Origin of the sequence: Roseibium sp. (genome assembly GCF_965232425.1) — a bacterium.
Classification (GTDB): Bacteria; Pseudomonadota; Alphaproteobacteria; order Rhizobiales; family Stappiaceae; genus Roseibium.
In genome coordinates, this window is the sequence record NZ_OZ246971.1 from 6,229,993 (window position 1) to 6,244,913 (window position 14,921).

Consider the following 14,921-nt stretch of genomic DNA (forward strand, 5'->3'; position numbering starts at 1 on the left):
CCTTAGATAAGAAGATCTCCGTCAGACGGTTCTTCGAAATACGACGCCAGCCCGGCCCTGTCTACTTGTGCGAGCTGATTAGGCTGCCATTTCGGAGACTGGTCCTTGTCGACCACGACAGCGCGGATGCCCTCGAAGAAATCCTCGCCCTTCAGGATCTGCGAGACGATCCGGTATTCCAGCTGCATGCAGTCGTTGAAGGTCAGCGCCGCGCCACGCTTCATCTGCTCGAAGGCAATCAGGACACTAGTCGGTGACTTTCCCCGGATCGCGGAAGCGGTCTTTTGTGCAAACTCGTCGCCGAGGGAGTCAAGACGGCCGAGAATCTCTTCGACGGAAGAGGCCGAGAACGCATGTTCGATCAGCTCTGCATTCTTTTCCACGGGTCCTGCTTCAGGAGACACCAGAAAACGCTCCAGCGTCGCGTCAACATCGTCTGTCGATTCGAGTGCTGTCTGCAGATCCGAGAGGTTTTCCCGCGCGGCGGCATGGGTCAGGACACCGCAAGCGAGCGCGTCTGCCTGCTTCAGCCTCCCGGCGGACAGCGCGCAATAGACGCCGGTTTTGCGCGGCATGCGCGGCAGAAAATACGTGCCGCCAACGTCCGGGAAAAATCCAATCCCGGTTTCCGGCATCGAAAACAGCGTGTTTTCGGTTCCGACGCGATGGCTTCCGTGCACCGACACACCGACACCGCCGCCCATGACAATGCCGTCGATCAGCGCGATGTAGGGCTTCGGATAGGCCTTGATATAGGCGTTCAGCGTGTACTCGTCCCGGAAGAAGGTCTTCAGTCCGTCGAGTTCCCCGGCGCGCCCGGCATCATAGATGCTACGGATGTCGCCTCCGGCGCAAAAGGCCTTGCCGCCTGCCCCCCCTATCACAACGTGGCGGACTGCGGGATCATCCGCCCAGCGTTCCAGCTGCGAGGCCAGCGCCCTGACCTTGTCATGTGTCAGCGCGTTGAGCGCCTTGGGCCTGTTCAGGGTCACGAACCCCGCCTTGCCGCGCACCTCGAACAGGATCTCGTCGTTCATTGAATTGCCTTGTGGAATGCGAGTCGTTTCAAAGGGTAAAAGGAGAGGCTTCACTCAGTCCTTCAGCAAATGGCGCGCAATGATCAGGCGCATGACCTCGTTGGTTCCCTCCAGGATCTGGTGCACCCTGACGTCGCGGAAAAAACGTTCGATCGGATAATCGCGCAGATAGCCATATCCGCCGTGAAGCTGCAACGCTTCGTTGACGACCTTGAACCCGGTGTCCGTCGCCAGCCGTTTGGCCATGGCCGCCAGCCTTGTCGCCTCGTGGGATTTTGCATCCACGGCCGCGGCCGCCTTGTGGAGAAGCAGGCGTGCTGCTTCCAGTTCGGTCGCCATATCGGCCAGCCGGAATTGCAGGGCCTGAAAATCGGCAATCGGCCTGCCGAACTGCTTGCGCTCCTTCATGTAGTCCAGCGCGTGATCCAGACAGGCCTGCGCGGCACCGAGTGAACAGGCTCCGATATTGAGACGACCGCCATCCAGTGCGGACATGGCGATCTTGAAGCCCTGTCCTTCCGCGCCGACGAGATTCGATTTCGGAACGCGGCAATCCTGGAAATTGACCTGCGCGGTCGGCTGGCTCTTCCAGCCGAGCTTGACTTCGTTGGCTCCGAAACTCAGGCCGGGTGTTCCCTTTTCAACAAGAAGACAGGAAACGCCCGCGGGCCCCTCGCCGCCCGTGCGAACCATGACGGCGTAAAGATCGCTCACCCCCCCGCCGGAAATGAAAGCCTTGGAGCCATTGAGAATGTAGTGGTCGCCGTCGTCCCTTGCGCTGGTGCGCAGGCTTGCCGCATCGGACCCGGAGCCCGGCTCGGTCAGGCAGTAGCTCGTCAGGAGCTCCATCGTGCAGAGCCTGGGCAGAAATTTCTGCCGCAGCTCTTCAGAAGCGTATGTGTCGATGATCCAGGCGACCATGTTGTGAATGGACAGATAGGCCGCAGTCGATGTGCAGCCCTTGGAGAGTTCCTCGAAGATCAGCGCCGCATCCAGGCGTGCGAGCGCGGACCCGCCGACGTCTTCCTTCACATAAATGCCGCCGAACCCCAGTTCGGCGGCCTTGCGCAGGGTCGGGACCGGAAAAATGCTGTCTTCGTCCCACTCCTTTGCATAGGGGGCAAGCTCGTCCCTTGAGAAGCTGGCCGCCATATCCTGAAAAGCGCGCTGATCTTCGTTCGGTGCAAAGTCCACGTCGTTCCTCCCAACTGAGCCTCACCCGGCGAAGGTGACAGCCATCCGTTTTCCGCTACGGCTGATGCACTAAACCATATTTGACGCAAACGTCAAACAATCTCTTTTTCGTTATTATTTTCAGTTGTTTTACAGAATGTTGGAATGCGTCAATCTGCGTGATAGATTGCGCCATAACATCCGGCACAATGTGCATTGTCCTTCCGAAACCCGAGTCCGAACCCGCCATGTCGTCCCAAAAGCCGCTTCCTCCGATTACGTCAGATCACATGGACACCCTGCTGGCAGGCACCCGCATGCGGCGCAACCGGCAGACCGACTGGTCCCGGCGCCTGGTGCGCGAAAACACGCTGACGGTGGACGATCTCATTTGGCCGATCTTCCTTGTGGACGGGGAAAATGTCCGGCAGCCCGTCGCCTCCATGCCCGACGTCGTCCGCCTGTCCGTGGACGAAGCCGTCCGCGAGGCAACGCGTGCGGCAGAGCTCGGCATTCCCGCGCTTGCACTGTTTCCCTACACGGATCCTGACCTGCGCGACGATAGCGGGAGCGAGGCACTCAACGCGGACAACCTGACCTGCCGCGCGCTGCGCGCCATCAAGGCGGAAGGACTGAACACGGGCCTGATGACCGATGTCGCGCTCGACCCCTATACCAGTCACGGACACGACGGGTTGATGGAGGGGAACACGATCCTCAATGACGAGACCGTCGACCAATTGTGCCGTCAGGCGCTGGTGCAGGCGGAGGCCGGCTCGGACGTCATCGCACCGTCCGACATGATGGACGGACGCATCGGCGCCATCCGCCAGGCGCTCGACAGCCAGGACCATCGCGGCACCCAGATCATGGCTTATTCCGCCAAATATGCTTCTGCCTTCTACGGCCCCTTCCGGGATGCGGTGGGATCATCGGGTACGCTCAAGGGCGACAAACGGACCTACCAGATGGACCCGGCGAATACGGACGAGGCGCTGCGCGAGGCGGCGCTGGACATCACCGAGGGCGCGGACATGGTCATGGTCAAGCCGGGCCTTCCCTATCTCGATATTGTCCGGCGCATCAAGGATGAATTCCAGGTCCCGACCTACGCCTACCAGGTGTCGGGAGAATACGCGATGATCAAGGCCGCCAGCGCCAATGGCTGGCTCGATGGTGATCGCGCGATGCTGGAAAGCCTGCTGGCGTTCAAGCGCGCGGGCGCGGACGGGATCCTGACCTATTTCGCCCCCAAGGTTGCCGAGATGCTGGCCGAGCGCACATGACGTCCGTTCCCGGTCCGGCGGATCAGGCTCAAGTTTCCCTAGATGGCATTCAGGCAGCGGCAAACCTCATAAAGGATGCGGTTCTGAAGACACCGTGCCTCCCCGCACCGCGCCTGTCGCAGCTCACCGGTGCCGACGTTTTCGTCAAATACGAGAACATGCAGGTGACCGGCGCGTTCAAGGAACGTGGGGCGCTGGTCAAACTGTCCAGTCTGAGCGCCGATGAAAAACACCGCGGCGTGATTGCGGTGTCGGCGGGCAACCATGCGCAAGGAGTCGCCTACCACGCCGGCCGCCTCGGCATTCCGGCCACGATCGTGATGCCGGTGCTGACGCCTTTCGTGAAGATTTCCGCCACGCGCGGCTATGGCGCCGAGGTGGTCCTGGCGGGTAACACGCTCGCGGAGGCCAAGGAAGAGGCCGACAGGCTGGCGAGAGAGAAGGATCTGGTCTGGGTTCACCCCTATGACGACGCCCATGTCATTCGCGGACAGGGCACGATCGCGATCGAAATGCTGGAGGCACAGCCCGATCTCGAGGTCATCGTTGTGCCGGTCGGCGGCGGCGGGCTGATCGCCGGGATCGCGACGGCCGCGAAGGCCCTGAAACCGAGCGTCGAGGTCATCGGCGTCGAAACCACGCTCTATCCCGGCATGTGGGGTGCGTTCTACGGCAAGGAGGTTGTGTGCGAAGGCGCGACCATTGCCGAAGGGATTGCCGTGCGCGACATCGGCGTTCTGACGACCGAGATCGTCAAGAGAACCGTCGACGACGTGGTTCTGGTCTCCGAAAGCAGCATCGAGCGCTCGATCAACGCCTATCTGACCTTGCAGCGGACGATTGCCGAGGGTGCGGGTGCTGCCGGTCTGGCGGCCCTCCTGTCGGATCGTGAGCGCTTCGAAGGCAGGAAGGTCGGTCTCGTTCTGTGCGGTGGCAACATCGACCCGCGTCTTCTTTCCAAGATCGTCGTCCGGGAACTTGCCCGGGACGGCAAGCTCGTCTCCATCCGGATCGACACGCCGGACCGGCCCGGCACTCTGGGCGAGATCGCGACCGTGATCGGCGACATGCAGGGCAATGTGGTCGACGTCGAGCACCACAGGCTGTTCTTGAACGTGCCGGCAAAGGGCGCGACGCTCGATGTCTCCTTCGAAGCGTTCGACCGGGACCATGGCGAGCGGATCGTCGCAGCGCTTAGGGACCGCGGTTTTGTGGTCCGTTATCTGGAAATCGGCGAGCGCATGGGGTGATATGAAGCGGCCTCCAGGCTTGCGGCGTCCCGCGACTTCGGTCCTGCTGAATTTGCGTTTTGCGGCGTGAATGCCCACATGAGGCTCATCACAATACAAGGAGCCGCTTAATGTCCGCCGAGACTTCGACCGACCATGTTCGCGAAGACGTTTTTGATCCCGCCCTGCATCCGGAACTGTTTTCCGGCGTGCGCAGCCGCCGGATCTTCGCGTTCTTCATCGACGTGATCGTGATCGCTCTCATGACCTTCGGGGCGGGTATTCTCGTGTTCTTCCTGGGCGTTTTCACGCTTGGGCTCGGGTTCCTGCTCTACGGAATCCTGCCGGCAGCGGTTGCGCTCCTCTACGTGGCCTTCACGCTCGGCGGGCCGCAGGCCTCGACGCTCGGCATGCGCGCCATGGGCCTGGAAATGCGCCTCTGGTACGGTGCAAAACCCTATCCCCTGCTCGCCGCCGTCCATGCGCTTCTGTTCTGGTTCTCGGTTTCACTGCTGACCCCGCTGGTACTGCTGGTGTCGCTGTTCTCGGACCGCAAGCGCCTGCTGCATGACATGATCCTCGGGGTCGTCGTGGTGAACTCGGCATACCATCAGCGGTTTGTATTGGCGGGAGACCCGCAGAACGCCTAACTGCTACCCTTGAAAAGAACCCATATTTCTCAAGTCTAGGTGCGGCAATCGAGGAAAGCGGGGGCTCAATGTCCAAGTTGCCGCCTCAGAAACCGGCGAACCACAAGGGCATGCCGTCTTAAGAGCGACTGGGCCACAAGTTCTTTCGGTCGAGGCCGGATTTTGGTTATGTTGCCGGATCTCCGGCCGCATCTCTCGTTTGCATCCAAATCTGATCGGGCTCTCAAACCAAAACCGGCGCGGCGTCGCGTCGCCGAACCTCCACACCGACAGCGAGCATCAAGGAGACGCCAACTCAATAGTGCGTCACCGGAAATGATGAAAACGCCTGCCAAACTAAATTCTTGGTTCGTTTGATCTGCCGGGCTCTCTGTAATCCTGCAGGCTAGACATGCAGGTTTGCCTGCGACCGAGCTGGATGGCTATGACGAGACAGACTGGAACGCCGCCGGTTTTCCGCTAAAGGACCAGTAATCTGTGCTCCCGCCGAAGCGTTTCGCCGCGATTGATACCCGCACACCGCAGGACCGATGAGCGGGCACTATGTTGGTTGAGCAAGAGACGTGTCCGACGCTGGCTCAGCCAGGAAGCCTGCGAACCGTTCCCAGAAGCGCGAGCCCCAACGCCAGCAGAGGCAGTCCGGCCGGTAACGGAACCGCAGTGACTCGTTCGAGCGAAGTTATGTCTGCGGTAAAGCCATCCCACCTGTCGAATTCAGTCTCGGAAACGAAACCGTTGAAACTGATAATCGCAAGATTCATATGACCCTCAAAATCCGACAGCGACAGGTTGGAAGGTATGGACAACGACGTAAAGGTGTCCGGATCGACTTCATTTACGAAGGAAATACCTGCGGACGAATAGCCGTACCCCAGTCCGGTTCCCGCATCGCCCGCCCCGGCGCCAATGAGGTCGAAACTGTCGTAGGCGAAGGGAGAATCATCAGTTACCTGAATTAGACTGCCTGCTTTCGAAATATCTATGCCCGATACAGACGCCGAAATCTGTGCGTTCGGAGAAAAATAAAGGCTCGAATCGGAGAAAACGGCGGAAGCCACGTCCGATGGATCGATCGTAAATTCGCCTGTCACCACATTTCCGGTACTGACCGCACCGAAAAAGCCCACGTCGTTCGAAGCGAAAAACACGCTCGCGGTGAATCGGTAGGTGGTCGGTGCTGCCTGTGCTTGAAAAGCGGTCAAACACAGTGCTGCACCGAGAATCATTCCATAAAAACGCATTTGCATCGCCCCTGTATTTCTTACTCAGGGTTGATAAAATTTCTTCTACGTATTGTCAATAATAACGAAATACACAGTGCTTTATAAAGCTACGTTGCGTAGTACTAATCCAAACCGACAAGCCATTTCACGGCCGTTGTGCGGCTTTCCACCCGTGCGCGTAACATCAATCGATGTTGCGGTTGCAGCGACAGTGCAGACTTGCACACTCCTTGACGTATCAGGTTGATAATGAGCTGTTTTACCGAACGCAACAGTAGAGTTGTTGTCTGGCGGGCATTTTGATTAGCGCCAATTATCTGTGGCAGGCGGTCGAGATCATCCGCAAGGGTAGCCTTGTCTTGACCCCACCATTTCGAAAGCAAATTTCAGACCGAAGTTGCCTCTGGACCGGAGTTACGTCTCTGTTTCCCTGTTCGGCTTCCTTGGCCGAGGCGAGGAATACGGATTGTTGGGCTTTCAATTCAGCAGCGCCAGGGACAGATTGAGCAGACCCGCAAAGCCGACCCAGGCCAGATAGGGACAAAACAGGAGCGCCGCGGTCCTGTCCGGCAGCCACCGGTTGGCGATGAAGAGACCGATCGCGGCCAACATTCCCAGAAGGATCACCAGCGCGAACCACAGTTGGTGAAAGACGAAAAAGAACGGCGACCACGCCCAGTTCAGCACCATCTGGGTCACCCAGAGCTTCATGGCCGCCGAGCGAGACGCTTGCCTGAATGTCCGCCAGCCGGCAACGGCGATAAACAGGTAAAGCACGGTCCAGACCGGTCCGAAGATCCAGTTCGGCGGATTGAAGGACGGCTTTTTAAGGGTCTCGTACCAGTCGCCCGGTGCCGACTGCGTGCCGATGAAAGTTCCCATCCCCAGAAGGACAACGACAAAGAACAGGAGCGTCGCAATTGCGCGTGGCGTGTTCAGCTTCAGCGGCGATTCGGTTGACATCTTCTTCATTGTTTTCCTGTTTTGCGCGATCCAGCGTTTCACGGCACGGGTCTTTTGGCCAGAACCAACTTAATGCCACGCGCAAATCGCGCACGTTAAGTCGGTCCGTCAGATCTTCGGAGACCGAAACCGGCGCTGGAATTTTCGCTGACTTTTCCGTGCTCTACCAAGACGCGAAGCTCACGGTAGCAAAAACCTGAATATTTGAGTCGACTTTAAATTCTGTTTTTGTTATTGCTGCGCTGCAATCTAACTAACGGAAAACGCTATGTCTTTCTTCAAACGCGTAGGCGCACTGACGTGCGCGTTCGTGGCCGGCTCCCTGTTGGCAACGCCAGCCACGACCGCCTGGGCCGAGGCCCTTACCTTCACCGATATTGCAGGCCGGGAAGTCACCTTGCCGGAAATGCCGGACAAGATCATTCTGGGTGAAGGCCGGATGATGTACGGCATTGCGCCGCTCATCGACGGCAACCCGTTCGAGAAGATCGTGGGCTGGAAAAGCGATCTCGTGCAGTACGATCCGGACGCATTCCGTAAGTACCAGGGCGCGTTTCCGGAAGACACGGCGCGGATGATCGACTTCGGCAACCCTTATGCCGGTGACTTTTCCATCGAGGCCGTCCTTGAAGCGGAAACCGACCTTGTGCTGCTCGATGTCGGCAACCTGTTCAAGGCCGAGGAAACCGGTCTGATCGAAAAACTCGGAAATGCAGGTGTCCAGGTCGCATTCATCGACTTCCGCCGCAATGCGACCGAGAACGCCGTTCCGTCCATGCTGATCCTCGGCCGGATCTTCGGCGAAGAGAAGCGCGCGGCGGAGTTCATCGATTTCTACATCGCCCAGATGCGCAAGGTGACGAATGTCGTCGATACCATCCCGGCGGAAGACCGCCCTCTTGTTGTGGTCGAAAACGCCGCGGGATGGCAGACCGATTTCTGCTGCTGGTCATTCGGCCCGTATAATTACGGCCGTTTTGTCGAACTCGCAGGCGGCAAGAACTATGCTTCCACGCTTGCCAATGCCTACTCCGTCGATTTGAACCTGGAAGGGATCATCGATGCGGACCCGGATGTGGTTTTCGGCACCGGTGCAAACTGGAAGGAAGCGCGCCCGGAAGTGACATCGACGCTCCTTGGGTATGACGGCGACCCGGAAGTGAATGGCGACCGCCTCGCCGCGCTGGCCGCGCGCCCGGGCTTTGCCGATCTTCGTGCCGTCAAGGAGGGTCGCTTCCACTCGATCTATCACCAGTTCTACAACTCGCCCTACCATTTCATCGCGGTCCAGGTTCTGGCGAAATGGCTGCACCCGGAAGATTTCGAGGATCTTGATCCGGAGGCGACGTTCAAGGACCTGCACGACCGGTTCCTGCCATACGAACTGTCCGGCCAGTTCTGGGTAACGCTCAACAACTAGACCATCTTTCCGGCGCACTGCCGCTCCACTGTTCGGCGGCGGTGCGCACAATGGATTTGTTATGTCCGACAGCACACTTGTATCCGGCGAAGCCCTGGCGCTGGTGCGCGCCTACAAGCTCCGCCACCTGCGGCGGGTCCTGCTCGTCTGTTTCGCCTGTCTCCTTCTTGCAGGCCTCGTCATCATCGACATCACGACCGGTCCGGCCGATCTCTCCATCTGGCGCACGATACAGGTCATTCTGGACCGCTCCGTCGCCACGCCCAAGGAAGATGTCATCATCTGGCAGTTGCGCCTGCCGGTTGCCCTCATGGCCGTTGCGGTCGGCGCGATGCTGGGCGTCGCCGGAGCCGAAATGCAGACCATCTTGAACAATCCCCTCGCCGATCCATTCACCCTCGGCCTCAGTTCCGCAGCCGGGTTCGGTGCAGCGCTTGCCATCGTGCTTGGCTGGTCGGTGATCCCGGGCGTCGGCGGGCTGTTCGTATCGGTAAACGCCTTCGTGTTCGCAATGCTGACCTCCTGCGCGCTCTTTCTCTTCACGCGGCTGCGCGGGGTCACGCCTGAGGCCATGATCCTGGTCGGGATCGCCATGCTGTTCACGTTCAACGCGCTGCTGGCGTTCCTGCAGTATGGCGCCTCGGAAATTCAGCTTGCGCAGCTGATCTTCTGGCAGCTCGGTTCGCTGGCGCGGGCGACCTGGGGCAAAGTCGGTATCTGTTTCGCCATCCTCTTGCTCATGTTGCCCTGGTTCATGAGCCGTTCCTGGGCCCTCACCGCGCTGCGCATGGGGGAAGAAAAGGCGGCCGCGCTCGGCGTCAATGTCGGCCTGTTGCGGATCACGGTGCTGGCCGGTGTCTCGCTGCTCGCAGCCGTCGCCGTTTCCTTCGTCGGGGCAATCGCCTTTGTCGGCCTTGTCGGCCCGCACATCGCGCGCATGATCGTCGGCGAGGATCAGCGCGGTTTTCTTCCTCTTTCCGCCCTCTGCGGTGCGCTCATCCTGTCCGGAACATCGATTGCGTCCAAGGCAATCACGCCGGGCATCGTCTATCCGATCGGGATGATTACGTCGCTGATCGGCATCCCGTTCTTCCTTCTGCTGATCCTGGGTCAGCGCAAGAGGCACTGGCAATGAACACACTCACTGCACAAGGTCTCTCGTTTTCCTACGGATCCCGGCGGATCTTCGATGGCATCGACCTGGACCCGATCATGCCCGGCAGGCTGACTGCCCTCATTGGCCCCAATGCCGCCGGAAAATCGACGCTGTTCCGTTTGATCGCGGGGCTGCTGAAGACCGAACGTGGCCAGGTGCATCTTGGCGATGTCGACCTCGCAACCCTATCCACGCGGGCGCGCCTGAAACGTGTTTGTTTCATGCCGCAGTTCTTTACCGCCAATGCCGCCCTCACCGTTTTCGACGTCGTCATGATGGCGCACAAACAGCTCAGGGGATGGCGTGTAAGCGAAACCGACATGATCGCCGTCGGCACCACGTTGGAGGATGCCGGCATAAGCCACCTTTCTGAAGCCTATGTGAGCGAGCTTTCAGGCGGGCAGTCACAAATGGTGTCCGTCGCCCAGGCGCTGATCAGAAAATCGGATGTCTACCTGTTTGACGAGCCGACGTCCGCGCTCGACCTGCGCCACCAGTTGGAGGTGCTCGGCAGGATAAGATCGGCAGTCGCGCAACGCGGCGCGATCGGCATCGTCGCGCTTCACGACCTCAACCTCGCCGCACGCTTTGCTGACCATCTGATCCTGCTTGGCGAAGGCCGGATCCTTGCCCAGGGATCGCCTGCGGCGGTTTTGCGCGCTGATGCAATTTCGAACACCTACGGGGTCGCGATCGAAACGTCGACGGGCCCCAGAGAGGAACTCATCGTCCATGCTTACACGCCGTGAATTCATTCTCTCCGCGGCTGCGATGGCCGGAACCGGATCGGCTCTCGCCTGCCCCGCCCCTGCATCCTCAGACGCAGAACACGGCGTGCTCATGCTCAATGCGGCCTGCGGTGACCCGGACACGCCGAATGTCTTTGAGCCGGCAATCCTTCGGATCAACCCAGGCGACGGCGTTACATTCGTACCGACGGATGCGGGTCACAACTCGGCGTCCAAGCGCGGCATGATCCCGGAAGGCGCCGCACCCTGGAACGGCGCTATCGACGAGAACCTGACGGTCGAGTTCACCGTTCCGGGGATCTACGGACACATCTGCGTTCCCCATTACGAGTGGGGAATGGTCGGCCTGATCGTTGTCGGAAACGACCTGTCGAACCTGAAATCAGTGAAGAAAATCAGGCACCCCGGCAGCGCTCGCAAGGTGTTCCGCGCGCTCCTGAAAGACCTGGAAGCAAAGGCATAGGTATGGCCGTGGAAACAAACCTAATCGAACACTGGTCCAGCCTCCCGTCCGAAGAAGACGCGATGACGGAAGAGCACACCTGGATCTGGTGTGAAATGATTGATGCCATTGATGAAACCAACCTGTCCAATGCGGACGTGCTTGATTTCGGTTGCAATCAGGGCGGTTTTCTCCGGCTGCTGCATGACCTGCGCCCCTTTAGGTCGGGCACCGGCGTCGACATCGCGCGCCGTCCGATCGAAATCGCCGAGGCGCTCAAGGGAAACCGTCTGATCTCGTACCGCGCAACCGCCGAATTCCCGGATACCGATCAACGGTTCGATCTCGCGTTCTCGCATGAGGTGATCTACCTGCTCGCAGATCTTCACGCGCATGCACGGCAGATGGCCCGCGCCCTAAAACCGGGCGGCAGCTACTATGCCGTCACCTGCTGTCACCGGGACAGCCCGCTCTGGGCGATGTGGCGCGCCCGGATCCAGGAGTTTTCGAACGTTCCCGTGCCCAATCACAGCATTGCCGACATAGCCGGGGCGTTCCGGACAGCAGGTTTTGCGGTCTCCGTCCGCCGTTTTCTGGCCAATGCCTTCGTCCCGATGGAAGCGCCGAGCGACTACTTTCCAACCGACGTGGACCGCCTGGAAACGTACAGCCGATGGAAACTGATGTTCCGCTTCGAAACAACGGGTTGAGCTCAAACCACGATCACTGCCCACGGGTTTCGAATCCGGTGTGTAAGAAACTTTTTTCTCCAGAAAGCGCTAGGCAGAGGACGATCCACTCCGTATCAACGGGCCGTTGAATTCAAGGCTCTTTCAATGAGCGGACCGCCTGTTCTACACTGTGCGTTCGTCAAGAGTGGCCACGCAAGGCTTGGGCAGGTGAATGCATTCTGTTGATATCGCGATGGCGCTGACCTTTGCGGTCATCGCGTCGACCGTCATCCTGTATGCCGTCGAGCGCTATCCCATCGAGACGGTCGCTCTTGGGTCCGTGACTGCCTTCATCGTCATCTTTTCAATCTTTCCCGTAGAAACCCCGGACGGCCATCAGGTTGCCACAGCCGATTTTCTCATGGGATTTGCCAATCCTGCGCTGGTTACGGTGATCTGCCTGCTGATCATCGGCCAGGGACTGTTCCAGACCGATGCGCTGGAGGGGCCGGCCAAGACCATTGTCCGGATGACGCGCGGACGTTCCGCATTGGCGACGATACCGATCCTGCTGGCAGTCGCCGTCCTCAGCGCCTTCCTGAACAACACGCCCGTCGTCGTCATGTTTCTGCCGATCCTGACAGCGGTCGCCGCGACTGTCGGGCAGTCTTCATCGCGCGTTCTCATGCCGCTGTCCTTCATCGCGATCCTCGGTGGTATGACGACGCTCATCGGGTCGTCAACCAACCTGTTGGTCGCCAATTACGCCGCGCAATCGTCCGACCTCCAGTTGAGCTTTTTCAGCTTTACACCGATCGGACTGATCATTGCCGGTGTCGGCTCCCTTTACGTGTTTTTCGTCATGCCGCACCTGATGACAACCCGCAAGACGATGGCAGAGGAATTCCAGGCAACGTCAGGCAAGCAGTTCATTGCGCAGATCGAAATCACCTACGGGCATCCGCTCGTCGGGGTCGAGGCGGTTTCGGGCATGTTTCCCAAGCTGAAGGACATGACGGTCCGCCTCGTGCAGCGCGGTCAGGAACCACTGTTGCCGCCCTTCGAGAATGTCGTGCTCTCGCCCGGCGATACGGTGATCGTCGCGGCGACCAGAAATGCGCTCGCCAACGCGCTCGCGCGCCGGCAGCCGCTCATGGAGGCGGAGACGGAACAGGCCAGCCCCGGGCGGGACCAGCAGGCCGTTCAGCCTGGATCGATCAGCCTTGCAGAGGTCGTCGTGGCACCCGCGTCGAGGCTGATGGGACGAACACTGCCGCAATCCGGGTTCTATGCCGACACGGGCTGTCTCGTCATGGGCATCCAGAGACGCAGCCGAATGCCCCGCATGGCGATGAACGACATCAGGCTCGAAGCCGGTGACGTGCTGCTTGTCGCCGGCAGCGAAGAGGACATTTCGCGCCTGCGCGGTAATCGCGACGTGCTGCTGCTCGACTGGTCGACGGCCGAAGTGCCCAGACGGCGCTATGCGCCGAGAGCCCTGGCGATCTTTGCCGTCGTCGTCGCACTGGCAGCGTCCGGGCTGGTCCCGATCGTTTCGGCGGCGATCGGCGGAACCTTCGCGATGATCGCGTCCGGCTGCCTGAATATCCGTCAGGCGATGCGCGCGATTGACAGCCGGATCTTCATGCTGGTCGGCGCTTCGCTGGCCGCCGCCGTTGCGCTTGAAGCAACCGGTGGTGCGACGGCGATTGCCTCCGCACTCGTCTACGCACTGCACGGGGCGTCCGCACCCGTCATTCTTTCGGCCTTGTTCTTTCTCGTCATGGTGTTGACGAATTTTCTCTCCAACAACGCCGCCGCGGTTCTGTTCACACCAATCGCGATCAATCTGGCCAACCAGATCGGGCAGCCGCCGGAGGCATTCGTCGTCTGCCTGATCATCGCGGCCAACACGTCCTTTGCGACACCGATCGGCTACCAGACAAACCTGATCGTGATGGGTCCGGGCCACTACCGGTTCATCGACTTCATCCGCGCAGGTGTCCCGCTGGCGCTCATTTTATGGTTGACGTTCTCGTTGGTCGCGCCATGGTACTATGGAATGTCAGTAACGCATTGAGGTATCGCGGGACAACAAGGTGACAAGACACCCGACCGACCATCCGCAGTTCTATCTTACAGCCCCTGCGCCCTGCCCCTATCTGGAGGGAAAGCACGAGCGGAAGGTGTTCACGCATCTGGTAGGCCACGGTGCGCCCGCCCTGAACGAGGTGCTGACGCAGGGCGGTTTCCGCCGCAGCCAGAACATCGCCTACCGCCCGGCATGCGAACAGTGTCAGTCCTGCATATCCGTGCGCGTGCGCGTGAACGACTTCAAGTGGAGCAAATCGCTCAGGCGCGTCTGGAAGTCCGGCGCGAACCTCATCGGCGCACGCCTGCCCGCCAGCCCGTCGGCGGAGCAGTATGATCTTTTCAGGGACTATCTTCAGGAACGCCACGAAGACGGCGGCATGACGGAGATGAGCGTGCTCGACTACGCGATGATGGTCGAAGACACACATGTCGAGACCCTCGTGCTTGAATACCGCCAGCGCGGACCGGACAGCTTCGTGACCGGCACCGGGGAAGGCCCGCTGCTCGGTGTCGCCTTGAGCGATCAGCTCTCCGACGGGCTGTCCATGGTGTATTCGTTCTATGACCCCGCCTATACGGAAACAGCGCTCGGCACCTACATGATCCTCGACCACATCGAGCGGGCGCGGAAGATGCGGCTTCCCTATGTTTACCTGGGATACTGGGTCGAGGGGTCGGCAAAGATGGCCTACAAGGCCCGGTTCAAGCCGCAGGAGCACCTTGGCCCGAACGGCTGGACGGTGGTCGACACAGACGCGGCAGACAAGGGTTAGCGCCCTCCCGCCAATCTCCGACGACAGTTGCACTCACCGAAATGTATCGCTGATC

At 59.9% G+C, this 14,921-nt stretch carries 14 protein-coding genes; 10 read left to right on the forward strand and 4 right to left on the reverse strand.

Features of this window, described 5'->3' with window-relative positions; genetic code table 11:
* Positions 1-2 precede the first annotated feature (2 nt).
* Positions 3-1,037: an enoyl-CoA hydratase/isomerase family protein gene (locus ACO08A_RS28435; RefSeq protein WP_422039204.1), complete on the reverse strand. Its 1,035-nt coding sequence runs from the start codon at positions 1,035-1,037 to the stop codon at positions 3-5.
* A 54-nt stretch (positions 1,038-1,091) separates the two neighbouring features.
* The gene (locus ACO08A_RS28440) at positions 1,092-2,231 is read right to left on the reverse strand and encodes an isobutyryl-CoA dehydrogenase (protein ID WP_422039205.1); all 1,140 of its coding nucleotides are present in this window, start codon (positions 2,229-2,231) and stop codon (positions 1,092-1,094) included.
* Between the two features lie 269 nt (positions 2,232-2,500).
* Between ACO08A_RS28440 and hemB the strand changes: the two genes are divergently transcribed.
* From hemB to ACO08A_RS28455, 3 genes are all read left to right on the forward strand, one after another.
* A complete protein-coding gene (hemB, locus tag ACO08A_RS28445) occupies positions 2,501-3,496 on the forward strand; it encodes a porphobilinogen synthase (protein WP_422041833.1) in 996 nt (331 codons plus the stop codon).
* Positions 3,493-4,746, forward strand: coding sequence for a threonine ammonia-lyase (locus tag ACO08A_RS28450; protein ID WP_422039206.1), 1,254 nt, complete (start codon positions 3,493-3,495; stop codon positions 4,744-4,746). The genes hemB and ACO08A_RS28450 overlap by 4 nt, the downstream gene beginning before the upstream one ends.
* A gap of 110 nt (positions 4,747-4,856) precedes the next feature.
* Complete coding sequence (locus ACO08A_RS28455) at positions 4,857-5,375, forward strand: RDD family protein (protein ID WP_422039207.1); 519 nt, start codon at positions 4,857-4,859, stop codon at positions 5,373-5,375.
* 578 nt (positions 5,376-5,953) lie between these two features.
* Here ACO08A_RS28455 and ACO08A_RS28460 read toward each other — a convergent pair.
* Positions 5,954-6,616: a hypothetical protein gene (locus ACO08A_RS28460; RefSeq protein ID WP_422039208.1), complete on the reverse strand. Its 663-nt coding sequence runs from the start codon at positions 6,614-6,616 to the stop codon at positions 5,954-5,956.
* Between the two features lie 459 nt (positions 6,617-7,075).
* On the reverse strand, positions 7,076-7,570 hold the full coding sequence (locus tag ACO08A_RS28465) for a TspO/MBR family protein (RefSeq protein WP_422039209.1): 495 nt from the start codon (positions 7,568-7,570) through the stop codon (positions 7,076-7,078).
* A gap of 259 nt (positions 7,571-7,829) precedes the next feature.
* On the opposite strand from ACO08A_RS28465, the gene ACO08A_RS28470 reads away from it, so the two are divergent.
* From ACO08A_RS28470 to ACO08A_RS28500, 7 genes are all read left to right on the forward strand, one after another.
* A complete protein-coding gene (locus ACO08A_RS28470) occupies positions 7,830-8,981 on the forward strand; it encodes an ABC transporter substrate-binding protein (RefSeq protein ID WP_422039211.1) in 1,152 nt (383 codons plus the stop codon).
* A gap of 61 nt (positions 8,982-9,042) precedes the next feature.
* Positions 9,043-10,116, forward strand: coding sequence for a FecCD family ABC transporter permease (locus ACO08A_RS28475; RefSeq protein WP_422039212.1), 1,074 nt, complete (start codon positions 9,043-9,045; stop codon positions 10,114-10,116).
* Positions 10,113-10,886 (forward strand): ABC transporter ATP-binding protein, encoded by a 774-nt coding sequence (locus ACO08A_RS28480; RefSeq protein WP_422039213.1) that lies wholly within the window; start codon positions 10,113-10,115, stop codon positions 10,884-10,886. The genes ACO08A_RS28475 and ACO08A_RS28480 overlap by 4 nt, the downstream gene beginning before the upstream one ends.
* A complete protein-coding gene (locus tag ACO08A_RS28485) occupies positions 10,870-11,349 on the forward strand; it encodes a pseudoazurin (RefSeq protein WP_422039214.1) in 480 nt (159 codons plus the stop codon). Before ACO08A_RS28480 ends, ACO08A_RS28485 begins: the two co-directional genes overlap by 17 nt.
* Before the next feature lie 8 nt (positions 11,350-11,357).
* The gene (locus tag ACO08A_RS28490) at positions 11,358-12,038 is read left to right on the forward strand and encodes a class I SAM-dependent methyltransferase (RefSeq protein WP_422039215.1); all 681 of its coding nucleotides are present in this window, start codon (positions 11,358-11,360) and stop codon (positions 12,036-12,038) included.
* A gap of 193 nt (positions 12,039-12,231) precedes the next feature.
* Positions 12,232-14,079, forward strand: a complete 1,848-nt coding sequence (locus tag ACO08A_RS28495; RefSeq protein WP_422039216.1) for an SLC13 family permease — start codon at positions 12,232-12,234, stop codon at positions 14,077-14,079.
* 19 nt (positions 14,080-14,098) lie between these two features.
* Entirely contained in the window at positions 14,099-14,866 is a 768-nt protein-coding gene (locus tag ACO08A_RS28500) for an arginyltransferase (RefSeq protein ID WP_422039217.1), read from the forward strand.
* Positions 14,867-14,921 lie beyond the last annotated feature (55 nt).